General features: G+C 70.2%; 19 protein-coding genes and 1 pseudogene. 9 read left to right on the top strand and 11 right to left on the bottom strand.

From position 1 onward, the window contains the following. Window positions 1–107 precede the first annotated feature (107 nt). On the bottom strand, window positions 108–554 hold the full coding sequence (locus tag Aco04nite_RS09920) for a MarR family winged helix-turn-helix transcriptional regulator (protein WP_212996898.1): 447 nt from the start codon (window positions 552–554) through the stop codon (window positions 108–110). Between the two features lie 106 nt (window positions 555–660). Here Aco04nite_RS09920 and Aco04nite_RS09915 point away from each other — a divergent pair, with 106 nt between their 5' ends. From Aco04nite_RS09915 to Aco04nite_RS09905, 3 genes and pseudogenes are all read left to right on the top strand, one after another. Next, the gene (locus Aco04nite_RS09915; RefSeq protein WP_212996897.1) at window positions 661–1,827 is read left to right on the top strand and encodes an MFS transporter; all 1,167 of its coding nucleotides are present in this window, start codon (window positions 661–663) and stop codon (window positions 1,825–1,827) included. Between the two features lie 11 nt (window positions 1,828–1,838). Continuing rightward, window positions 1,839–2,645, top strand: coding sequence for an aldo/keto reductase (locus tag Aco04nite_RS09910; protein ID WP_244875857.1), 807 nt, complete (start codon window positions 1,839–1,841; stop codon window positions 2,643–2,645). 212 nt (window positions 2,646–2,857) lie between these two features. Continuing rightward, window positions 2,858–3,871: pseudogene (locus Aco04nite_RS09905) on the top strand (LacI family DNA-binding transcriptional regulator); the annotation flags it as partial. Between the two features lie 672 nt (window positions 3,872–4,543). Here Aco04nite_RS09905 and Aco04nite_RS09900 read toward each other — a convergent pair. After that, window positions 4,544–4,834: a hypothetical protein gene (locus Aco04nite_RS09900; RefSeq protein ID WP_212996896.1), complete on the bottom strand. Its 291-nt coding sequence runs from the start codon at window positions 4,832–4,834 to the stop codon at window positions 4,544–4,546. Between the two features lie 289 nt (window positions 4,835–5,123). Between Aco04nite_RS09900 and Aco04nite_RS09895 the strand changes: the two genes are divergently transcribed. The 4 genes from Aco04nite_RS09895 (at window position 5,124) to Aco04nite_RS09880 (ending at window position 10,245) form a co-directional block, all read left to right on the top strand. After that, window positions 5,124–5,780 carry a class I SAM-dependent DNA methyltransferase gene (locus tag Aco04nite_RS09895; RefSeq protein ID WP_212996895.1) on the top strand — a complete coding sequence of 219 codons (657 nt, stop codon included), beginning with the start codon at window positions 5,124–5,126 and terminating at the stop codon, window positions 5,778–5,780. A 500-nt stretch (window positions 5,781–6,280) separates the two neighbouring features. Beyond that, on the top strand, window positions 6,281–8,059 hold the full coding sequence (locus Aco04nite_RS09890) for a carbohydrate-binding module family 20 domain-containing protein (protein WP_212996894.1): 1,779 nt from the start codon (window positions 6,281–6,283) through the stop codon (window positions 8,057–8,059). 147 nt (window positions 8,060–8,206) lie between these two features. Next, window positions 8,207–8,578 (top strand): hypothetical protein, encoded by a 372-nt coding sequence (locus tag Aco04nite_RS09885; RefSeq protein ID WP_212996893.1) that lies wholly within the window; start codon window positions 8,207–8,209, stop codon window positions 8,576–8,578. 167 nt (window positions 8,579–8,745) lie between these two features. After that, window positions 8,746–10,245 carry an aldehyde dehydrogenase family protein gene (locus Aco04nite_RS09880; RefSeq protein ID WP_212996892.1) on the top strand — a complete coding sequence of 500 codons (1,500 nt, stop codon included), beginning with the start codon at window positions 8,746–8,748 and terminating at the stop codon, window positions 10,243–10,245. Here Aco04nite_RS09880 and Aco04nite_RS09875 read toward each other — a convergent pair. Continuing rightward, window positions 10,208–10,825, bottom strand: a complete 618-nt coding sequence (locus tag Aco04nite_RS09875; RefSeq protein WP_212996891.1) for a TetR/AcrR family transcriptional regulator — start codon at window positions 10,823–10,825, stop codon at window positions 10,208–10,210. The two genes, Aco04nite_RS09880 and Aco04nite_RS09875, sit on opposite strands and share 38 nt — an antisense overlap. Before the next feature lie 77 nt (window positions 10,826–10,902). Between Aco04nite_RS09875 and Aco04nite_RS09870 the strand changes: the two genes are divergently transcribed. Then, window positions 10,903–11,676 (top strand): SDR family oxidoreductase, encoded by a 774-nt coding sequence (locus Aco04nite_RS09870; RefSeq protein WP_212996890.1) that lies wholly within the window; start codon window positions 10,903–10,905, stop codon window positions 11,674–11,676. Here the strand turns inward: Aco04nite_RS09870 and Aco04nite_RS09865 are convergent. Genes Aco04nite_RS09865 through Aco04nite_RS09845 form a run of 5 tightly spaced genes read right to left on the bottom strand, consistent with a single transcriptional unit; the run spans window position 11,666 to window position 16,100 of the window. After that, window positions 11,666–12,451 carry a CE1 family esterase gene (locus Aco04nite_RS09865; protein ID WP_212996889.1) on the bottom strand — a complete coding sequence of 262 codons (786 nt, stop codon included), beginning with the start codon at window positions 12,449–12,451 and terminating at the stop codon, window positions 11,666–11,668. The two genes, Aco04nite_RS09870 and Aco04nite_RS09865, sit on opposite strands and share 11 nt — an antisense overlap. Continuing rightward, window positions 12,451–12,852: a VOC family protein gene (locus Aco04nite_RS09860; protein WP_212996888.1), complete on the bottom strand. Its 402-nt coding sequence runs from the start codon at window positions 12,850–12,852 to the stop codon at window positions 12,451–12,453. Before Aco04nite_RS09860 ends, Aco04nite_RS09865 begins: the two co-directional genes overlap by 1 nt. Then, window positions 12,845–13,588, bottom strand: coding sequence for a phosphosulfolactate synthase (locus Aco04nite_RS09855; protein WP_212996887.1), 744 nt, complete (start codon window positions 13,586–13,588; stop codon window positions 12,845–12,847). The genes Aco04nite_RS09860 and Aco04nite_RS09855 overlap by 8 nt, the downstream gene beginning before the upstream one ends. Continuing rightward, window positions 13,567–14,607: an acyltransferase gene (locus Aco04nite_RS09850; RefSeq protein WP_212996886.1), complete on the bottom strand. Its 1,041-nt coding sequence runs from the start codon at window positions 14,605–14,607 to the stop codon at window positions 13,567–13,569. Before Aco04nite_RS09850 ends, Aco04nite_RS09855 begins: the two co-directional genes overlap by 22 nt. Further along, window positions 14,604–16,100, bottom strand: coding sequence for an AMP-binding protein (locus tag Aco04nite_RS09845; RefSeq protein WP_212996885.1), 1,497 nt, complete (start codon window positions 16,098–16,100; stop codon window positions 14,604–14,606). The genes Aco04nite_RS09850 and Aco04nite_RS09845 overlap by 4 nt, the downstream gene beginning before the upstream one ends. 121 nt (window positions 16,101–16,221) lie before the next feature. On the opposite strand from Aco04nite_RS09845, the gene Aco04nite_RS09840 reads away from it, so the two are divergent. Continuing rightward, on the top strand, window positions 16,222–17,730 hold the full coding sequence (locus tag Aco04nite_RS09840; RefSeq protein ID WP_212996884.1) for a hypothetical protein: 1,509 nt from the start codon (window positions 16,222–16,224) through the stop codon (window positions 17,728–17,730). 6 nt (window positions 17,731–17,736) lie between these two features. Here Aco04nite_RS09840 and Aco04nite_RS09835 read toward each other — a convergent pair whose 3' ends face one another. Genes Aco04nite_RS09835 through Aco04nite_RS09825 form a run of 3 tightly spaced genes read right to left on the bottom strand, consistent with a single transcriptional unit; the run spans window position 17,737 to window position 21,799 of the window. Next, the gene (locus Aco04nite_RS09835) at window positions 17,737–18,828 is read right to left on the bottom strand and encodes a CaiB/BaiF CoA transferase family protein (RefSeq protein ID WP_212996883.1); all 1,092 of its coding nucleotides are present in this window, start codon (window positions 18,826–18,828) and stop codon (window positions 17,737–17,739) included. Window positions 18,829–18,835: 7 nt separating this feature from the next. Continuing rightward, window positions 18,836–20,242 carry a flavin-containing monooxygenase gene (locus Aco04nite_RS09830; protein ID WP_212996882.1) on the bottom strand — a complete coding sequence of 469 codons (1,407 nt, stop codon included), beginning with the start codon at window positions 20,240–20,242 and terminating at the stop codon, window positions 18,836–18,838. Then, window positions 20,243–21,799: an AMP-dependent synthetase/ligase gene (locus Aco04nite_RS09825; protein ID WP_212996881.1), complete on the bottom strand. Its 1,557-nt coding sequence runs from the start codon at window positions 21,797–21,799 to the stop codon at window positions 20,243–20,245. It lies immediately after the preceding gene. Window positions 21,800–21,805 lie beyond the last annotated feature (6 nt).

Genomic DNA, 21,805 nt, shown 5'->3' with positions numbered 1-21,805 from the left:
ATGAGTATCCACGGCAACCGGGCTCGGCCACGGACGGGGACACGCCACGGCTAGCGAAACATTTCGATGCCTGCCCAAGACATCGAGGGAGACCGCCGGCAGACGGACTACGCCTTGGTGGCTCCTCGCACCTGATCCACCAGGTCGGCCAGCTCGGGAAGCCGCTCGGCCTCGCTCAACGCCTCGGCAAGCGCCGTGTCGTGCACCGGCTTGGCCTCGGTCAGCAGGGCATGTCCCGCCCGGGTCAGCTCGGTGTAGACGCCACGGCGGTCGTCGGCGCAGAGCACCCGGGTCAGCAGGCCACGGTCCTCCAGCCGGTTGACGAGCCGGGTGGTGGCACTGGCGCTGAGCGCCGCGGCCCGGCCGAGCTGCTGCATCCGCATGTGCCAGCCGTCCTGGCGACGCAGCGCGTCCATCACCGTGTATTCCACCACGGAGAGAGACACGGCGCTGGTCAGCGCCTTCTCGAGTGCGGTCTCCAGATGCCCGTGCAGGGCTGCCAGCAGGCGCCACCCCTGGGCGCGCACCTCCACGGCGTCGTCGGCGATTCCCACTGTGGCGCTCCTCTCCTCCACCCAATAGTTGCTTGCGCGGCATATCGGCGCGTGCAACTCTTCGGTATGCCGCGTCTGCAACTATCTTAACGAGAGGGGTCACCTCATGCCGCTCGGCTTGCTCGCCCTGGCCGTCGGAGCGTTCGGCATCGGGCTCACGGAGTTCGTGATCGCGGGGCTGCTGCCCCAGGTCGCCGCCGACTTCACCGTCACCGAGGCCACCGCCGGATGGCTGATCAGCGGATACGCCCTGGCGGTAGTGGCCGGAGCGCTCGGCCTGACCGCGGCCACCACCCGGCTGCCCCGCAAACCCGTACTGCTCGGACTGCTCGCGCTCTTCATCGCCGGCAATCTGGTCTCCGCGATCGCGCCCACGTACGGCGTCATGCTCCTGGGCCGGATCATCGCGGCGCTCTGCCACGGTGCCTTCTTCGGCATCGGCGCGGTGGTCGCCGCGGGCCTGGTCGCCCCGCAACGCCGGGCCGGCGCCGTGGCCCTCATGTTCACCGGCCTGACCGTGGCGAACGTGCTCGGTGTCCCGTTCGGCACGCTGCTCGGTCAGCAGTTCGGCTGGCGCTCCACATTCTGGGCGATCACCGCGGTCGGCGTGATCGCATGGTTCGGCATTCTCGCGATGGTCCCGGCCGTAGCCGCTCCACCTTCTTCCGGCGTACGCCATGAGCTGCGCGCCTTCCGCTCGGGGCAGGTCTGGTTGTCGGTGCTGGTGACGGTTCTCGGGTTCGGGGGCATGTTCGGCGCGTTCACCTACATCGCGTACACCCTCACGGAAGTTTCTGGATTCTCCGCAGGTGCCGTGCCCTGGCTCCTCGTCCTCTTCGGCGCCGGACTCTTCGCCGGCAACCTGATCGGCGGCCGGCTCGCCGACCGTTCCGTCGACGGCACCCTGCTGGCGGTCCTGGCCGGCCTGACCGTGGTGCTCGCCGCCTTCGCCCTGACCGCCTCGAGCCGCCCGGCGACCATCGTGGCCCTGGTACTGATGGGCGGATTCGGATTCGCGACGGTGCCGGCCCTGCAGACCCGGGTCATGCACTGGGCCGACGAAGCACCCACGCTCGCCTCGGGTGCGAACATCGCCGCCTTCAACCTCGGCAACGCCTTCGGCGCCTGGGCCGGAGGCGCCACCATCACGGCCGGCCTCGGATACACATCACCGCTGTGGGCCGGAGCCGTTATTACCCTCGCCGGGCTTGTCGTCATGGCCTTCGCATACACGTGGGCCCGCTCCCGAGCCCTGTCCCCCGCAGTCTCTTGAAAGGCTCCGCCTTGCTGCTCAACAACGGCATCGACATCCCTCAGCTCGGTTTCGGCGTCTTCCAGGTGCCGCCACCGGAGACCGCCGAGGCCGTCACCTCCGCCCTCGCCGCCGGTTACCGCCACATCGACACCGCTGCCGTGTATCGCAACGAGGCCGGGGTCGGCGACGCGCTGAAGGCGAGCGGCGTGCCCCGCTCGGAGCTGTTCATCACCACCAAGTTGTGGAACAGCGACCAGGGCCACGACTCGGCACTGCACGCCTTCGACGCGAGCCTCGACCGTCTCGGCCTCGACTACCTCGACCTCTACCTGATCCACTGGCCGGCCCCGGCCCAGGACCGTTACATGGACTCGTGGCGAGCGCTCACCAAGCTTTACGCGGACGGGCGGGTGCGGGCGATCGGGGTCTCCAACTTCCTGCCCGAGCACCTGAGCCGCCTCGCCGACCTCGGCAGCATCATCCCGGCCGTGAACCAGATCGAGGTGCACCCGGCACTGCAGCAGCGCGACGTCCAGGAGGCGAACACCGCTCTGGGAATCGCGACCGAGGCATGGAGCCCGCTCGCCCAGGCCGCCGTCCTGAAGGAGCCGGTGATCACGGCCATCGCCGCCGCTCACGGCCGCAGCCCGGCACAGATCGTGCTCCGGTGGCACCTGCAGCAGGGCCGGATCGTGATCCCGAAGTCGGTGACGCCCTCGCGGATCAAGGAGAACCTCGCGGTCTTCGACTTCAACCTGACCGAGGACGAGCTGGCCCAGGTCACCGGCCTGGAGCGGAACTTGAGGACCGGGCCTCACCCGGCCAATTTCAACTGACATGCCATGAGCCTTGCGTCTCCCCTTAGGGGAGACGCAAGGCTGAACCCATGACAAAAATCGAGTGGGTCACGACCGGGATGTTCACAGCGGCCTCGATCACCGTTCTCGCCTGCTGGGGCCAGGCAGCGATGGGCCGGAGCAAAGCGTTTCGATCCATGGAAGTGTTTGCATGGCTTCCGCAAAAAGTTCCAGGGTCTACAGTGACGCCCATGCGCGCACGACTCTCCGACATCGCGCGCCAGGCCGAGGTCAGCGAGGCGACGGTGTCGCGGGTGCTCAACGACCGGCCCGGCGTGTCCGCCGACACCCGTCAGGCGGTGCTCACGGCGCTCGACGTCCTCGGTTACGAGCGGCCGGAGCGGCTGCGCAAACGCAGTGCCGGGCTCGTCGGCCTGGTCGTGCCCGAGCTGGAGAATCCGATCTTCCCAGCTTTCGCGCAGACCATCGAATCCGCGCTGTCCCAGTCGGGCTTCACGCCGGTGCTCTGCACGCAGACCCCCGGAGGCGTCACCGAGGACGAGTATGTCGAGATGCTGCTCGACCGTCAGGTCTCCGGCATCGTCTTCGTCTCCGGGCTGCACGCCGACACGACCGCCGACCACGACCGCTACCGCCGACTGGTGGACCGGCCACTGCCCATCGTGCTGATCAACGGGTACGCCGACGGCCTCGACGCCCCCTTCATCTCCTGCGACGACCGGCTCGCCGGCGAGCTGGCGGTGAACCATCTCGTCGCGCTGGGCCACGAACGGATCGGCTTCGTCTCCGGCCCCCACCGCTTCCTCAACGTGCAGCGAAAACTCGAGGGCTACCGCACGGCGATGCGCCGAGAACTAGGCGTACGCGACAAGGAGCTCGACGATCTCGTAGCGCTCACTCTCTTCGGGGTGGAGGGTGGCGAAGTGGCAGCCGGGCAACTCATCGCCCGCGGGGCGACGGCCATCGTCTGCGGCTCCGACCTGATGGCCCTGGGCGCGATCCGGGCAGCCCGCCGCCGCGGCCTGTCCGTGCCCCGGGACATCTCGGTGGTCGGGTTCGACGACTCGCCCCTGATCGCCTTCACCGACCCACCCCTGACAACCCTGCGCCAACCGGTAGCCGCCATGGGCAACGCCGCGATCCGCCAGCTCGTCGACGAGATCAACGGCCACGGAGCCCCCCGCTCCGAGTACGTATTCTCGCCGGAGCTGGTTGTCCGTGGCTCAACAGCCATCAACAAAGCCGGCCGCACGACACCAAAACCCGGCCGCACCACGGACACCGCCACCCCCGACCCGGAACCAGCGAAACGCCCGGCGGGTAACCCCGCGCACGATGCAGAACCGGGCAGGCGCCCCACCGAGAGCGCCACCCATGACACGGAATCCGCCAGGCACCCCACCGAGAACCCCGTGCACGACTTGGACCCCGCCACACGCCCCGTCGAAAACGCCGCCTACGACGCAGAACCAAGCGGCCGGACCACGGAAAGCGCCGGGCGCGGAACCGAAAGTGTCGCCTCCTTCATAGCCTGAGCACCACCAGACCGGGCAGGGCATCCAAGATCGCAGCCTGATCGCCGCCCGCGCACGGCGACAGAACGAGACGCAAGAAGACAAGACCGGCCGGCTGGCTGGGCGGGCGAGCGGGCGAGCGAGCGAGCGGGCTCCTCCCTGCCGTCACGGCCGGGCGACCGACGTAGGTGTCGCCGGGAGCACCCCGACCTGTGGGCACTCCCGAAAGGCATCACCCGTGCAGAGCGGGCGAGCGGGCGAGCGGGCGAGCGGGCGAGCGGGCGAGCGGGCGCCGAACTCAAGCACCGCCGCAAAGCCCTGTCCTGCAGCATTTCTGTGCCGGGCGGCGGGGACCACTACGCGCGGGCATATAGGACGGTCGGCTTCCGGGAAGCCGGGCGGTCAGGCACCGGCGGCGCAGCCATCACCGAGAACAAGAACGCACAAGCCCGCGGACAGCCACCGCAGACAGAACCGCGGTCTTCCGGCGGACTGGGAAACGACAGCAACCGCGAGAGCGCCAGCAACCGCAGCGACGGCGACGGCGGCTACGAGGACGACGACCGAGGCGACGACGGCGACGGCGGCTACGAGGACGACGACCGAGGCGACGACGGCGACGGCGTCCGAGGCGACGACGGCCGAGACGACGACGGCCGAGACGACGACGGCCGAGACGACGACGGGCACCACAGAAGACAGCAGCAGGCACCGCGGACGACGGCGACGGGCACCGCGGACCACAAAGGCGGGGCACCGCGGGCGACGAGGGCGGCACCGCGGGCGACGAAGGCGGGTTCTGCGGGACCACGAAGGCGGGGCCTGCGGGCGACGATGGCGAAGTCTGCGGGACCACGAGGGCGATTGCGTCGGCGACCGGATCGACCGACGGGATCACCGCTGGTACCAGCCCTCAGTGCCTCGACGGAGTGGGCACTTGTCAAGGCCGGGCATGGGAGGGGGCGGGCTAATGTGGCCGACCATGAATGGGGATGAGTGGTTGGCGGATACTCGCGCTTCGTACGACACGGTTGCGGAGAGCTACGCGGAGCTGGTGGGCGGGGCGCTGGAGGGGCAGCCGTTTCTGCGGGCGGCGTTGGGGCTGTTTGCCGGGCAGGTTGGCAGTGCTGGTGGTGGGCTTGTGGCTGATGTGGGGTGTGGGCCGGGGCATGTGACGGCGTACCTGCGGGGGCTTGGGGTTGAGGCTTTTGGGGTTGATCTTTCGCCGGGGATGGTGGAGGTGGCTCGGCGGGAGAATCCGGGGGTTCGGTTTGAGGTGGGGTCCATGACGGAGCTTGCTTTGGGGGATGGGTCGGTGGCGGGGGTGGTGGCGTTCTGGTCGTTGATTCATGTTCCGGATGAGGGGGTTCCTGGGGTGTTTCGGGAGTTCCGGCGGGTGGTGCGGGACGGGGGGCCGATCATGGTCGGGTTTCATGTCGGGGACGGGTCGAGGGTGAAGACGCAGGGGTATGGCGGGCATCCGATGAAGGTTCATGTTCATCGGCGGCGGCCGGAGCGGGTGGCGGCGTGGATGCGCGACGCGGGGTTCACGGTGCACGCTGAGATGCGGATGGGCATGGACCAGGCGTTACCGGGGGCGATCGTGTTCGGCTGTGCCGGGCGGGAATTGTTAAGTTGATCTTTGAAAGTTCTTGCGGGTACTGCGGGTGGCGGGCAGGCGTCCGACCAGCGGCCATAGGCGACGGACGTGAGTAGTTAGCAAGGCTTCCTGCAAATTTGGGGCGACATGCAGGACAAAAACCACCAGTACATCGAGCGACGTCGCTTTACCGGACGGAAACACGCTGATAACTTTTCGAGGACTTGCGCAAGAAGTTTCAGCCGGTCCCCCTGCGCAAGAAGTTCAGTCCGATCCTCACTCGCACGAAGCTCAGTCCAGCCACCACAAACACCAAGTACAGCCCAGCAACTGCAAACACCAAGCTCAGCCCAGCAACTGCAAACACCAAGCTCAGCCCAGCCACCAGTGGCACCCAGCTCAGCCCGGCAACTGCTGTCGCTGAGCTCAGCGCAGCCGCAAACGGCGCTGAGCTCAGCCAGATCCCCCTCGCCCCAGGTTCTGCCCGGTCCCCCAGAAACCGGGCAAGGACCAGGAACCCCGTCCCCAGGAGGCTCCCCATGCGTACCCGTAAGTTGTTGGCTGCCGCGGCGACCGCGCTCGTCGCGGCTACCGGGTTTGCCGTCGGCGTTGTGAATGCGACGGCTTCCGAGGCGTCGCCGGCGTCGCCCGGTGCCAAAGATGTGATCGTTCATCTCTTCGAGTGGCCGTGGTCGTCGGTGGCGAATGAGTGCACCTCGGTGCTGGGCCCCAAGGGGTTCGGTGGGGTGCAGGTGTCGCCGCCTCAGGAGCATGTTGTGCTGCCGGGCCAGGGTTATCCGTGGTGGCAGGATTATCAGCCGGTGAGTTACCAGCTTTCGACGCGGCGGGGTGACCGGAATGCGTTTGCGAGCATGGTGTCGACCTGTCACGCGGCGGGCGTGAAGATCTATGTGGATGCGGTCGTCAACCACATGGCCGGTGGGGCTTCTTCGGGTACGGGGAGCGGTGGCTCGGCGTACAGCCATTATGCGTACCCGGCGGTGGCTTATGGGACGGACGACTTCCATCATTGCGGGCGCAACGGGAACGATGACATCGCGAACTACGGAGATCGGTGGGAGGTGCAGAACTGCGAACTGGTCGACCTTTCCGACCTGAAGACCGAGTCGTCGTACGTGCGGGGCAAGCTCACGGCGTACCTCAATGATCTGGTGGGTCTGGGGGTGGACGGTTTCCGGGTGGACGCCGCCAAACACATGCCGGCCGCCGACATGGCTGCGTTCCTCGACCCGGTGAACGGGGATCCGTATGTGTTCTCGGAGGTCATCGAGGGTGGGTCGGGTGAGCCGACGCCGGAGGAGTACACGGGGATCGGCGATGTGACGGAATTCCGTTACGGCGATGTGGTGGGGACCGCGTTCAAGGACGGGAGCCTGTCGAACCTGAACAACCTGGCCGGGTCGATGCGGCTGGGCAGCGGGGACGCGGTGGCTTTCATCGACAACCATGACACGCAGCGCAACGGCCGGGCGAAGCTGACGTACAAGGACGGCACGAGCTACGCGCTGAGTGAAGCTTTCATGATCGCGTACCCGTACGGCGTACCTCAGGTGATGTCGAGCTTCACTTTCTCCAACAATGATGCCGGGCCCCCTGCCGCGAGCAACGGCACCACCTCCGCCGTGAGCTGTGGCAACGGCTGGCAGTGCGAGCACCGGGCGCGCACCACGGCGAACATGGTGGCGCTGCGCAACGCGGCGTCCGGCACGGCGGTGAGCAACTGGTGGAGCAACGGGTCCAACCAGATCGCGTTCGGGCGGGGCAGCGCGGCGTATGTGGCGTTCAACCGGTCCGGGTCGGCGCTGAACCGTACGTTCCAGACGTCGCTGCCCGCCGGGACCTACTGCGACGTGATGGCCGGCGACTTCACCAACGGCAGCTGCACGGGTACGGCGTACACGGTGAACAGCAGCGGGCAGTTCACGGCGACCGTGGCGGCCAACGCGGCGCTGGCGCTGCACATCAACGCACGGGGAACGGGCACGACGCCGACGGGCTGCACCACCGCGGCGATCGCGTTCGAGTCGAACACCACGACCACGTTCGGCCAGAACGTCTTCGTCACGGGGAACACCGCGGCGCTCGGCAACTGGGACCCCGCGAGTGCCGTGGCGCTGTCGTCGGCGGCCTACCCGGTGTGGAAGGCGACAGTGACGCTGCCCGGTAACACCGCGGTGCAGTACAAGTACATCAAGAAGGAGGGCTCCACGGTGGTCTGGGAGAGCGACCCGAACCGTACGCGAACCACGCCCTCCGCCACGCCCTGCTCCGCGACATGGGCCGACACCTGGCGCTAAGCGGGCAAACCGACCAGGGTGACGTGTGCCATGCGGATCGGTCGCACATCCAGTGCGACCGATCCGTCGCGTCAACCCCGATGCTCATCTCCAACGTGATGGTCGTTCACAAAGAAGAACAGAACAGACCGGTGGAGGTACGCGCACATGCCCGAGATGGACGTCGCCCTCAAGGACGCGATGCAGATCGACGGCGCGATCGGCGTCGCGCTCGTGGATTACACCAGTGGGATGGCGCTGGGTATCGCCGGCGGCAGCAAGGACTTCGACCTCGCCGTGGCCGCGGCGGGCAACACCGACGTGGTGCGGTCGAAGTTGCGGGCCATGGAGATGCTCGGGATCCGCGAGCAGATCGAGGACATCCTGATCACGCTGGACAACCAGTACCACATGATCCGCCCGTTGAAGGGCCGCTCCGGTGAGGGCCTGTTCCTGTACCTGGCGCTCACCAAGACGCGGGCCAACCTCGCGATGGCCCGCCACCAGCTGAAACGCATCGAGACCGCGCTCGACGTCTGAGCGCCGCAGGACGCGGCCCGGCCGTACCCGAGCTCGCTGTCGGCGGGTACGACCGGGCCGCCCCCTCGAAAATCCGCTCCCTCGACAAACAGGCACCGCCCGATTAGCGTTTCCGGCGTGTTGCGCAGCGAACACACGTTCGCATGGCGAACAGCGGAGGTGGCGTGATGGACCGTGCCCAGCTCAACCGGGTCCAGCTCAACCGGGTCCAGCCCGATCGGGCCCTGCTCATCGGGGGCGAGGAAGTCCCGGCCGCCGACGGGCGCACCACCGAGGATCGCGACCCGCACACCGGCCAGGTCATCGCGCACGTCGCCGCCGCGGGCCCCGTCGACGTGACCCGCGCGGTGGACGCCGCCGCGTCGGCGTTCCCCACCTGGTCCGAGGCACCGCCCGCGCAGCGCCGCAAGATCCTGAACCGCGCCGGTGACCTCCTCGAGGAGCGCGCGGCCGACGCCGCCGCGCTGATGGCGAGCGAGACCGGCGGCACACTCGGCTGGTCGATGTTCAACGTGGGCCTGGCCTCGTCGATGCTGCGGGAGGCCGCCGCGCTGACCACCCTGCCGATCGGTGAGGTCCTCGCCGGCGACAACCCCGACGCGTTGTCGCTCGCGATCCGGCAGCCGGCCGGGGTGGTCGCGGCGTTCGCACCCTGGAACGCGCCGCTCATCCTCGGAGCTCGGGCGATCGCCGCACCGCTGGCCGCCGGTAACACGGTCGTGGTCAAGGCCAGCGAGGATGCGCCCCTGGCCTGCGCGCTGTTCCTGGCGGATCTGTTGCGTGATGCCGGCTTGGCTCCGGGCGTACTCAACGTCATCACGAACGACCCGGCAGATGCCGCAGCCGTCGCAGAGACCTTGATCTCCGATCCCCGGGTACGCCGGGTGAACTTCACCGGTTCGACCAGGGTCGGCCGCCGCATCGGTGAGCTCGCCGCGCGCCACCTCAAGCCCGCGGTCCTGGAGCTGGGCGGCAAGAACGCGGTGCTCGTCCTCGACGACGCGGACCTGGAATACGCGGTCGACGCCGTCGCGTTCGGCGCCTACCTCAACTCGGGTCAGATCTGCATGTCCGCCGACCGGGTCCTGGTGCACCGCGCGGTCGCGGACGATTTCGCGGCGCGGCTCGCGGAGAAGGCGAAGGGCCTTCCGTCCGGCGACCCGGCCGATCCGCACACAGTGATCGGGCCGCTGATCAACCCCGCGGCAGCCGGGCGCGTGGCCGGTCTGGTCGACGAGGCCGCGGCCCAGGGCGCCAAAATACTCGCAGGCGGCGGTACGCCCACAGGTGCCCACTATCCCGCCACCGTGGTCGCGGGCGTCACGCCGTCGATGCGCATCCACACCGAGGAACTCTTCGGCCCGGTGTGCACGGTCCTCACCGTCGCCGACGAGAACGAGGCGGTGTCCGTCGCCAACGACAGCCCGTACGGCCTGACCGCCGGCATCCTGACCCGCGACCTCACCCGCGGCCTGAGCGTCGCCCGCCGCCTGCGCACCGGCATCGCCCACGTCAACGACCAGTCCGTGGACGACGACCCGACCGCCCCGTTCGGCGGCGTCGGCGAATCAGGTTATGGGCGCTTCGGTGGCCGCGCCGGCGTCGAGGCCTTCACCGACCTGCGCTGGATCACCCTGCAGCAACGCCCGAAGCAGTTCCCGTTCTGAGCGCCGGCGCGACGGGGGGCGGCCAGGCGAGGGCGGCGACCGCTTCCAGTTCGGCCCGGGTCGCGCCGTCGCGGGCCTGCTGCGACATCCCCTGCAGAATCGTCCCCGCGTAACGGGCCCGGGTCGCGGGTGCCGGCTCGCCGTCCGAGCGTAGGCGTTCCTCGAGCAGGAGCAGGTTGGCGTTGCGGATGTCGCGCAGCTCGTCGGCGACGTCGGTTGCGTCGGGGGTGCAGTGGACGGCGCTGCTGATGACCAGGCAGCCGCGCGGGTGGGCGTCGTCCGTGAACGCCGCGGCGGCCCGGTGCAGGGCCAGCGCGATGCCGCCGGACGCCGTCGGTTCCTCGGCGAGCGCGTCACCGAAATAGGCGCCCCACGTCGCCTGATACCGGGCGACAACCTCGCGGAACAGCGCCTTCTTGTCGCCGAACGCGGCGTACAGGCTGGGTGGGGTGATGCCCATCGCCCCCGTGAGCCGGGCGACGGAGGCCGCGTCGAAGCCGTGCTCCCAGAACGTCATCAGGGCGGCGTCCAGTGCCGCCTCCCGGTCGAAGCCGCGCGGTCGTCCCACGTTCGTTGCCACCCCCGCATTCTATAGCGCTCACTACGGAAATGCTGCTACGGTCCCATTCCATAGTGGTCGCTACGGAAAGGGAATCCATGGGTGTGCTGACAGGAAAGACCGCACTGGTCACGGGGGCGGGTCGCGGCATCGGCCGGGCGATAGCCGTACGGCTGGCAGCGGACGGCGCGCTGGTCGCCGTCCATTACGGCAGCAGCCGGGCCGGCGCCGAGCAGACCGTCGCGCAGATCCATGCCGCCGGTGGCTCCGCGTTCCCGGTCGCGGCGCGGCTGGGCGAGCCCGGTGACGCCGAGCGGCTGTGGGCGGGCTTCGATCGCGGGCTGGCGGAGCTCGGCGCCGCCCCCGGTCTCGACATCCTGGTGAACAACGCCGGCATCCCGCACTCCCCAGGTCTTACCGAGATCACCCCGGAGCAGTTCGACGAGATCTTCGCGGTCAACGTGAAGGCGCCGTTCTTCCTCGTCCGCGCGGGCCTGGACCGGATGCGCGACCACGGCCGCGTCGTGAACATCTCGTCCGGGGTGACGCGGGTGGCGTCGCCGGGGATCGTCGCGTACTCGATGACCAAGGGCGCCCTCGACACGTTCTCGTTCACGCTGGCGCAGGCCGTCGGCGGGCGTGGGATCACGGTGAATTCCGTGTCGCCCGGGATCATCGACACCGACGCGAACGCCGGCTGGCTGCGCGGCGACCCACGGGCGCGGCAACGCGCGGCGGCCTACTCTCCCATGAACCGGATCGGGCAGCCCGCCGACGTCGCCGACCTCGTGGCCATGGTCGTGTCCCCGGACGCCCGCTGGCTGACCGGCCAGGACATCGACGCGACCGGCGGAGCGGTTCTCACCGGGTGAAAAAATCCCAGAAGAGCCGGGCGATGTCGGTACGCCAACCGTGCCCCGCACCTTCGTAGAGCGTGAGCTGCACCCGCTTACCGGAGGCGCACTCGTTCCAGATCGTGGTCGGGGATGGCGAGCACCCGTCGGCGCGAACGTACTGGGCGGCCTGTTCGCTGACGGTCGGCTCGAGGTAGCCGTTGGTGGTGTGCCGGGGGCCGTCGTCGAGGACCGTGACGTCCGGGTCGGCGGTGCCCGCGGCGACCAGCAGTGACACCGGCGCGGGGTCCGGGCAGGCCATGGCGTTCACCGCGCCGAAGACCGCCACCGCCGTGAACAGGGACGGCTTCTCGCAGGCTATCCGGTACGCCATCCGCCCGCCGTTGCTGTACCCGGCTAGGTACAGCCGGGCGGGATCGGCGGCAGGGGACGACGACAGGATGCGCGAGACGACCGCGGTGATGAACGCGACGTCGTCAGCCCGGGTGGTGCCGCAGCACGCCCCCGCATTCCAGTGCTGCTGGTAGCCGGCCGGGTAGACCAGGATCGCCGGCCCGGTCACGTCGAGGAACCCGCTGCGCGCGAGCTCCACGTCGGGCGTGGTGCAGCAGCCGTGCAGCTCGACCAGCACCGGCAGCGGCCGGTCGCTGGTCGCCGGCCGGACAACCAGATAGCTGCGGGTCAGGCCGGCGACCGTGATCGTGTACGTGGTGCGGATCAAGCCGGCGGGCACCACGAACAAGGACAGCAGGAGCAGGAGCGTGCAGGCGGATCCGAGGAGGCGGCGGAGCATCAGAACTGGAGCCGCGGGTCCTCGTACTGTTTGAACTCGAGGATGTTGTTCGAGGGGTCGACCAGGAAGATCGTGCGGTGTTGTTCGGCGGTGCCCTCGAAGCGCAGGGCCGGGCCGGAGAAGACCGGCAGTTTGCGGTGCTCGATCAGGGTGAGCAGGCGGTCGAAGTCCTCCGGGCGGGCGAAGCTGACGCCGAAGTGCCGCGGGTAGGCGACCGGTTCGGGGACCACCGCGGCCGGGTCGAGGTGGCAGACGAGCTGGTCGCCGAAGAAGTCGAACGTGACCCGGTCGGGGTAGCGGCGGGCGAGACGGGCGCCGAGGCCGAAGACGTAGTACTCGACGGCGGTGTCGAGGTCGTGGGTGGGGATGGCGACGTGGAACGCGTCCCGGGTGTCACGCATGGATGTCCTCCAGGAGAGAGAAGCGGAGCAGGGTGTCGCCGCGCAGGCCGCGGCGCAGGGTTTCGAGGGCGATGATGTCGGTGGCGGCGATGTTGCCGAGGTTGACCGCGGGACCGAGCCGGCCGATCAGCTCGACCTGGAGGTCCTTGGTGGGCGCTTCGAAGAGCAGCCGGTCGGGGTCGATCTCGGCGAGCACGGCGTCGAGGACGTCGCTGCGGACGCTGCCGTCGGGGCGGGCCAGGCCACTGCGCCCGCTCTCCCGGGCCTCGGTGATGACCAGGTGGGCGCCGGCGTCGAGGTCCTCGCGCAGCGCTCCGACCCAGTCGGCGGGGGTGAGCTGCGCGGAGCGGTCGGAGTCCTTGTAGCCGACCTCGGCGAGCACCGGGCGGTAGCGGGCCATCTGGCGTACGTAATCGGCCTTGGCATGTTGATCCAGCGGGATTGTGCCGTTGGAGACCTCGATGTGGGTGGCGCCGGTCTCGTCGACCAGGCGCAGGTACTGGTCGAGCTCGTCGTTCCAGACGTGATATTCGAACAGGGTGCCGCCGAAGCAGAACCCGATCCCTGCGTCGTTGAGCACGTCGGCCTTGCGCTGCAGGTCCTTGGTGACCAGGGCGGTGCCCCAGCCGAACTTGACCAGGTCGATGTAGTCACCGTGGCTGGTGATCAGGTCGGCGAAGGCCAGGGTCGGCAGCCCGGTGTCGATCATCATGGTCAGGCCGTTCGTCGTGCGCATAACAAACCTCCGTAGGAGATGGTGTGGCCGGTGAGGGGAAGACTGAGTGGGGTACGCCGGAGCAGCACGACCCCCGCGACACAGCCGAGATAGACCAGGGGGACGACCACGGTCATAGCCAGCACGGTGACAACGGGTCCCGGGAGCCCGGCGGCGGCCGTGCCGAGACCCAGGGCGAGCAGTGCCTGCAGGATGAGCGGGTGCGCCAGGTAGACACCGAACGAGGCGTCGGCCGCCGTGCGTACCCATCGGGGCCTGGACTCCCAGGCGAGCCCGGCGGCGAGAAAGGACCAGGCGACGGCGAAGCTCTCCAGCACGACGACGGGCTGGAAGACGGCGCTGGCGGTGACCGTGGAGCGCCCCAGCAAGAGGACCTGGACGAGGAACCAGCCGATGCCGGCCGCGAGCACCACCGCCGTACCCGTGAAGATCCGCCCTTGGTGGCGCCGGGTCAGCGCGAGGAAGGCCGGGGCGTGGGTGGCCGCGATGCCGCCCACGACGACGAACCCCAGGTAGCTGATCAGCAGAGCGTTCGGATGAAGGAAGTGGTACGCGGCCAGCTGGTAGACGACCGCCACCGTCAGCAGCCGGCCGTGCCGTCCGGCGGTTGCGGACAGCAGCCGGCGTAGCAACGGGAACACCAGGTAGAGCTGCATGGACACAAGCAGGAAGTACAGGTGGTACTGGGCGGTGCCGGTGAGGATCTCCCGGGCGAGGCCGTCGTTGCGCACGGCCAGGTGGTAGATCACGCTCCACACCAGATAGGGGACGCCGACCAGCAGGTAGCGGCGTTTCCAGAACGCCGTCCAGCGGCGCGGTTCCCGGTCGCGGTAGCTGTAGCAGAGGACGAACGCGGTCAGCAGGAAGAACACCTCGCGGCTCACGTGCATGACGGTGAGCAGGGCGCCGTTGGTGAGCCCCGTGCCGCCGGGCTGCTGCGACACGGTGTGGACGCCGACGACCAGGCCGACCGTGAGGACGCGTACCAGGTCGACAGCCGCGAGGTGTTCGCGTTTCACAGTGCTTCGCGGACGCGGCGGCGCAGGATCTTGCCGGTGGGACCGGTGGGGAGGGCGTCGGCGACCGAGATGCCGGTGGGGCGTTTGTAACGGGCGAGCCCGTACGCGCACCAGTCGTGCAACGCCTCGACCGCCTCCTCCGTGTCGTACCCCCGGTGTAGCGTCACGAGCGCGACCGGCACCTGTCCCAGCCGGTCGTGCGGCGCGGCGACCACCGCCGCCGACCGGACCGCCGGATGGGCGAGCAGGACGTTCTCCACCTCCAGGGGGAAGATCTTCTCGCCGCCCCGGTTGATCACGTCGTCGGTGCGGCCGTGCAGCCGCAGAAACCCGTCGTCGTCGCGGCTCCCCAGGTCACCGGTCCGCAGCCAGCCCGCCGCGTCCCGCGCGCTACGCGACCGTTCCCGGCCGTCGTCCCCGATCTCCAGGTAACGATGGGCAACAGCACGGCCCCGCAACGCGACCATTCCGGGTTCGCCCGGCCTCGCCGGTCGGCCGCCCTCATCCAGGACCTCGAGACACAATCCGACGGGTACGCCCACAGTGCCCACCCGCCGAGCCCGTGCGTCCAGCGGGTTCGCGGTGATCTGCCCGGCGGCCTCGGTCATCCCGTAGGTCTCGAGAACCGGCACCCCGGTGGCCCCGGTGAACGCCCGCTGGGTCGCCGTGGGCAACGGCGCCGACGCGGACCGCGCGAACCTGATCCGGGCAGCGACGGCCTCGGGCGGCGGCGCCTCGGTGGCCAGCGCGGCCAGGACGGCGGGGACGGTGTTCAGCCAGGTCGGCTGCCACTGCGCCACCCGCTCCCAGTAGGTGTGCGGGTCGAACCTGCGATCCAGGACCAGGGAACCGCCGCTCACCAGCGTGGCCAGCAGCCCCATCACCTGCGCGTTGACGTGGAACAGCGGCAGCGGGCTGTAACCACGCTCCCCCGGCCCGAACCGGTGATGATGGGCGACCCGGCGCGCCGCGTGCAGCAGCTGCCACTGCGACAGCCCGATGCCCTTCGGCCGCCCGGTCGTACCCGAGCTCGTCAGCAGCACCGCCGGTCGCATCGCCGCCCCCTGACCGGGCCAGTTACCGCTCGCGCTGCTGCGTACCAGGAGGGGCTTCACCGAGCCGATGTCCCACAGGTCGGTATCCGGCAACCAGGGCTGGACCGCCGGATCCCCGGCCAGGAGAACATCGAGGCGTAACCGGTCCGCAGTCGCCCCGATCTCCGCCTGCGTCAGCCGCGGATCGATCGGCACGGCGGTCAGATCGGCCGCCAGAATGCCGAGATAAGCCGCCGTGAATGCCAGCGGATCGGCCGACGAAATACCGATCCGCGCCCGATCCGGTAACTGCCGGTGCGCCGCCAGCTCACGCAGAGCACCGGCATAGCGAGCCAGATCCTGCCAGCTCAGCGCCCGTCCGTCCGCCGCGGTGAGAAACGCCGGACCCGCTTCACCGGACCGCGCCCGCACCGCCATCAACCGGAAAACCTCGCTCATGCCACAGTTCCTTCCGTCGCTGTGGTCCGACTTTTTCCGGCCCGCTTGTCAACAACTTTTGTCATTCCTATGAATGCACTGAGCAAATAATTCGGTTGATCGGGTACGCCATGCTGGTCGGATGCCCACCCTGGACGGTCTCGCCGGGAACCCCGCCCTCCCGGAAGCCCTCGCCCACCGGCTGGTTGCCCACCGAGGCGGCCGCGGCGAACTCGCAGGCCGCCCGGACCTCACCGCCGCCCTGATCGACGCCATCATCGCCACGGATGACGAGGGGCTCCTGCTCTCCCTGGCCCGCAACCCCCACGTGCCCGCAGCCGTCCGCCTCCGCCTCGCCGCCCACCCGGACCCCGGCGTCCGCACCGGCCTCGCCCGCGACATCACCCGGAAGCTGTCCCCCGGCCCGCCCCCGGCGATCCGCAACCTGTCCGAAGCCTCGCCCCCGGCAATCCACGAGCCGCCCGGCCGGCTGCCCCACAACCTGGACCCGGCGAGCCGTGAGCTGTTCTCCCGGCTGGTCGACGACCCGGAGCCGAGGGTTCGTGAGGAACTGGCCAAGAACGAGGTGATGCCCGCCGACCTGCGTGCCCGCCTGGCTCATGATCCGGCGCCCGAGGTGCGCGCGATGCTCGCCCGGTGGTGGCCGCAGGCGCCGGAGGACGTGCGGCGGGTCCTGCTGACCGATCCGTCCGGCGAGGTCCGGGCCCACGCGTGCGCTCTCTATTACGCCCGGCGGCCGTACCCTGTGCCGCCCGCGGACCTGGTCGAGGCGCTGCTCGCCGATCCGCTCACCCGGGCGGGCGCGGTCCGGCACGCGACGTTCCGGGCGGAGCTGGCCGACGACCCGGACGAGCAGGTGCGCCGTCAGGTGGCGGAACACCCCGGCCTTCCCCCGCGGGTCCGGGCGCGGCTGGCGGAAGATCCCCATCCGGCCGTACGGATCGGGGTCTTCGCCCGCGCCGACACCCCCGGCCCGACGCGTCAGGCCATCCACTCGTGGGTCACCGACCGGTCCGGCCCGATCGACCTGGACCTGGACGACGACGCCCTTCTACATCGCGTCGAGGCCACCATGGCCGCCGGCGAACTGGAGGAGCTCAGCCTGCCATGGGTCACCGCGGACCCCCTGCCCCACCTGTCATCGCCCTACGCCTGTTTCCGCGTCTCCGGGAGCCGGAGCCCGGAGCTTCCGCCCGGCGCGGTGACGCAGCTGCTCGCCGACGAGCAGAGCATCGTGCGTACGACCATGGCCAGGACAGCGCCGCACCTGGTCGACATCGCCACCGCGGAACGCATCGACCGTACGTTCCGGCCGGGTAAACGGACGCAGTGGCGCCCGGCCGACCTCTTCACGTTCCCGCCGGAGGTCCTGCGCCGCCTGGCGAGCGACCTCGACCCCCGCATGCGTTGCCTCGCACCCCGCGACCCGGATTTGCCACCCGCGGTCGCCGCCCGGCTGGCCGCCGACCCGGACATCGCCGTCCGCCGTGAGGTCGCCCGGCATCCGAATCTGCCCGTCGCGTTCCTGATCACCTTGCTGGCCGACGAGCACGTGGGCGAGGACGCCGCCGCCAACCCGTCGCTCCCGGTCGCCGACATGACCCGCCTGCTCGACGAGGCAGGCCTGTGATCGGGGTCAGCCGAGCCAGTCGATGATGACTTCGCCGGTGTGTTCGCCGGGGAGGGCGGGCGGGCCCGGTGGAGAGGGCGGGGTCTCGGAGAAGCGGGGTGCCGGGGCGGGCTGGGCGGTGCCGCGGCGGTGTTCGATGGTGGCGCGGCGGACCATGTGGGGGTGCTGGGCCGCCTCGGTGCGGGACAGGACCGGGGTGACGCAGGCGTCGGTGCCGTCGAAGACGGCGGCCCAGTCGTCGCGGGTGCGGGTCAGGAACGCTTCGGCGATGCGGGTCCGCAACTGCGGCCAGCGGGCCCGGTCGTGCTGGCGGGGCAGGGGTCCGGTGAGGCCGAGGAGGCGGATGAACTCGGCGTAGAACTGGGGTTCCAGGGCGCCGACGGCGAGGTAGCCGCCGTCCGCGGCCGCGTAGACGTCGTAGAACGGGGCGCCGGTGTCGAGGAGGTTGACGCCGCGTTCGTCCGTCCAGGAGCCGGCTGCTTCGAGGCCGTACAGCAGCGTGGTGAGGTGGGTGGCTCCGTCGACCACGGCGGCGTCGACGATCTGGCCGCAACCGGTCCGGGCGGCTTCGCGCAGGGCGGCGAGCAGGCCCACGACCAGGTAGAGAGAGCCGCCGGCGAAGTCACCGAGCAGGTTGACCGGGACCTGGGGCGGTCCGCCCGCGCGGCCGATGGTGTGCAGGGCGCCGCTGAGGGCGAGGTAGGTGATGTCGTGGCCGGCCGTTCCCGCGAGCGGGCCGTCCTGGCCCCAGCCGGTCATCCGGCCGTAGACGAGGGCGGGGTTGCGGGCCATCGCGGGTTTCGGGCCGACACCGAGACGTTCGGCGACGCCGGGGCGGAAACCCTCGATCAGGGCGTCCGCCTTCCCGGCCAGGGACAGGACGAGTTCGCGGTCCTCGGCGTTCTTCAGGTCGGCGCGCAGGGAGCGTTTGCCGCGGTTGAGCAGGTCGTGGCGGGGGTCGACCTCGAGGGGGGACGCCCGGCCGGGGCGGTCCACGCGGACGACGTCGGCGCCGAGGTCGGCGAGGAGCATCGCGGCGAACGGGCCGGGGCCGATGCCGGCGAGTTCGAGGACTTTGAGTCCTTGCAGGGGTCCCATGGTGTCCTCAGCGGAAGTCGGTGCGCCGGAAGACGGCGCGGCGGCGGTATTCGGCGGCCGAGCCGGGCCAGTTGGTGACGACCCGGCCGGTTGCGGTGCGGTACCAGCTGCGGCACGCCGTCCAGACGCTGCCCGCGAGACGGTTCTGGAGCTCTTCGTCGTAGGATTCGGCCACTTCCGGGCGTACGTCCAAAGGGGTGAGCCGGCGGACCGCCTGGGTGAGGTAGCGGGCCTGGGTCTCGTGGAAGTAGAGGACCGAGGTGTTGCCGGTGTTGGTGTTCGGGCCGTAGATCAGGAACAGGTTGGGGAAGCCGGGGACGGTCATTCCCAGGTACGCGTGAGCGCCGTCGCGCCATACGTCGGCGAGTTTGCGGCCCCCACGGCCCGAGACGTCCAGGGGCACCAGGAATTCGGTGGCCGCGAAGCCGGTGCCGTAGACGAGGATGTCGCAGGGGTGCTCGGTGCCGTCGGTCGTGCGTACGCCGTGCGCCGTGACGGTGTCGATCGCGGTGGTGACCAGCTCGACGTCCGGGCGGGCGAGGGTGGGCAGCCACGCACTGGTGAACAGGACCCGTTTGCAGCCCATCGGCTCTGCCGGGGTGACCTGCGCCCGCAACACGGGATCGCGGACCTGCCAGCGGCGTTGCGCCGCGGAGACCGCCCGCAGGAGCCAGGCCGCGGGGCGGTTGCCGAGCAGCGCCGCGCCGGTGAAAACGGTCATCGCCCAGGTGCCCGCGCGGGCGAGGCGCATGAGTGCGGGGAGGCGCCGGTGAAGGGCGCCGTAGCGGCGGTCGGGTTTCGGCAGGGTCCAGGGTGCGCTGCGCTGGAAGACCACGACGCGGCGAGCGGTCCCGGCGATCGCGGGGACGAGCTGGATGGCGCTGGCGCCGGTGCCGATCACCGCGACCCGTTTACCGGCGAGGGAGAGGGCCGGATCCCAGCGGGCGGTGTGCAGCGCGATGCCCGCGAACCGGTCCGCGCCGGGCAGGTCCGGGATCGCGGGGCGGGAGAGCTGCCCGACGGCGGGGACGAGGACGTCGGCGATCAGCTCCGAGCCGTCCGCGAGGCGCAGCCGCCAGCAATTGGCGTCGTCGTCCCAGGCGGCGGCTTCGACCTCGGTGCCGAATCGGATCGCGCCGGTGATACTCCGGTCGTCGGCGCAGCGTTGCAGGTAGGACAGGATCTCCTGGCGCGGTGGGAAGCGCCGCGACCAGTCCGGGTTCGGCGCGAAGGAGTATGAGTACAGCGGCGCCGGCACATCGCACGCGCACCCCGGGTATTCGTTGTCGCGCCACACCCCGCCGAGCCGGTCGGCCTTTTCGAGCAGCACCACGTCGCGGAAGCCGGCCTCGAACAGTGCCGCGGCGGCCGCGATGCCCCCGAAGCCGGCCCCGATGATCGCGATGCGCGGCATTCAGGCGTCCGGGTAGAGGGCTTCGAGGCGATCGGCGTACGCCCGCAGCACCGGCCGCCGCCGCACCTTCATGGTGGGGGTCAGCAGGTCGCCTCCCGGGTCCCACGCGTCGGTGACCACGGCGAACGCCCGGATCTGCTGAACCTTGGAGAGGGTGGCGTTCGCGGCGGCGATCCCCGCCTCGAGATCATCGGACGGGGAGTCCGAGACCAGCAGGGCGACCAGGTACGGCCGCCCTTCCCCCGCGACCACGACGTGCGACGCCGTCGGGCAGTGGGTCAGGAGCGCCTGCTCGATCGGCGCGGGGGCGATGTTCTCGCCGCCCGCGGTGATGAGCAGTTCCTTCTTGCGGTCGACGATCGTGAGGTAGCCGTCGGCGTCCGCCGTGGCGATGTCCCCGGTGTGCAGCCAGCCGTCGTCGTCGAGGACCGCCCTGGTCTCGTCGGGCAGGTCCCGGTATCCGCGCATCACCATCGGGCCGCGGACCAGCAGCTCCCCGTCCGCCTCGAGCCGGGTCTCGACACCAGGCAGCGGGAGCCCGACGGTGCCGGGGCGGACGGCGCCCGGCGGGTTCATCGTCGCCATCCCGGCCAGCTCCGACATCCCCCAGCCCTCGCTCAGCGGCACGCCGGCAGAGATCAAGTATGCGACCACGGCGGGCGGTGTCGGGGCTGCTGACGTGATCGCGAGCCGTACCTGGTCGAGGCCGAGCCGGGCGAGCGGGTCGGGTACCTCGCGCGGCAGGCGCTGCAGGCCACCCGCGATCCGCTGCCACACCTGCGGCACCGCGCCGAACAGCGTGGGCCGGGCGTCGAGCAGCGCACCGACGATCTCGCGCGGATCGGCGAGCGTGGTCAGCTCGGTGCCGCACCAGCTGTGCAGGTAGTGGTTGGCCCAGCGGTCGGCGATGTGGGCGGAGGGCAGGAACGAGATCAGCCGGTCACCCTCGACCATGCCGAGCGCGGCCGCGCTGATCCGGCACATCGCGGTCATGTTCGCGTGGGTGATCTCCACGCCCTTGGGTGCCCCGGTGGTGCCGGAGGTGTAGACGATGGTGAGCAGGTGGTCGGGGGTGATCCGGGCGGCCGCGGCGGCCAGGTCGAAGTCCGGCTCCCCCGCGGCGATCACGTCGTCGAGGCTGACGCCGGGGGCGCCGTCCACGGAGACGAGGTGGTCGAGGGGGCGGCCGTGCAGCAGCGGCGCGAGGCGGCTCTCGGTGATCACCGTGCGGGCACCGGATGCCGTGAGCAGATAGCCGACCTGCTCGGGCGACGAGCTGTGGTAGCAGGAGAAAGGGACGGCACCGAGATGCTGGACGGCGGTGTCGACGAGGTGGAACTCGGGGCGGTTGGTGAGCAGCAGGGCGACGGTGTCTCCCGCGCCGACCCCGAGGGCGCGGAGACCGGACGCGATCTCGCGGACGCGGGCGGCGTACTGGGACCAGGTGAAGGTGGTGCCGCCGCCGGCGGTGCGCAAGGCGACGGCGTCCGGGATCCGGGCGACAGTGGCCTGAAACGCGGAACAGAGGGTGGCAGCGCCACCATGGGTGGCCGTCATGCTGCG

It is taken from the genome of Winogradskya consettensis, from assembly GCF_018332715.1.
In the GTDB taxonomy this organism is placed as follows: domain Bacteria; phylum Actinomycetota; class Actinomycetes; order Mycobacteriales; family Micromonosporaceae; genus Actinoplanes; species Actinoplanes consettensis.
Note: the sequence above shows the minus strand (reverse complement) of the source record. Positions and strands in the feature narration are given on the sequence as shown.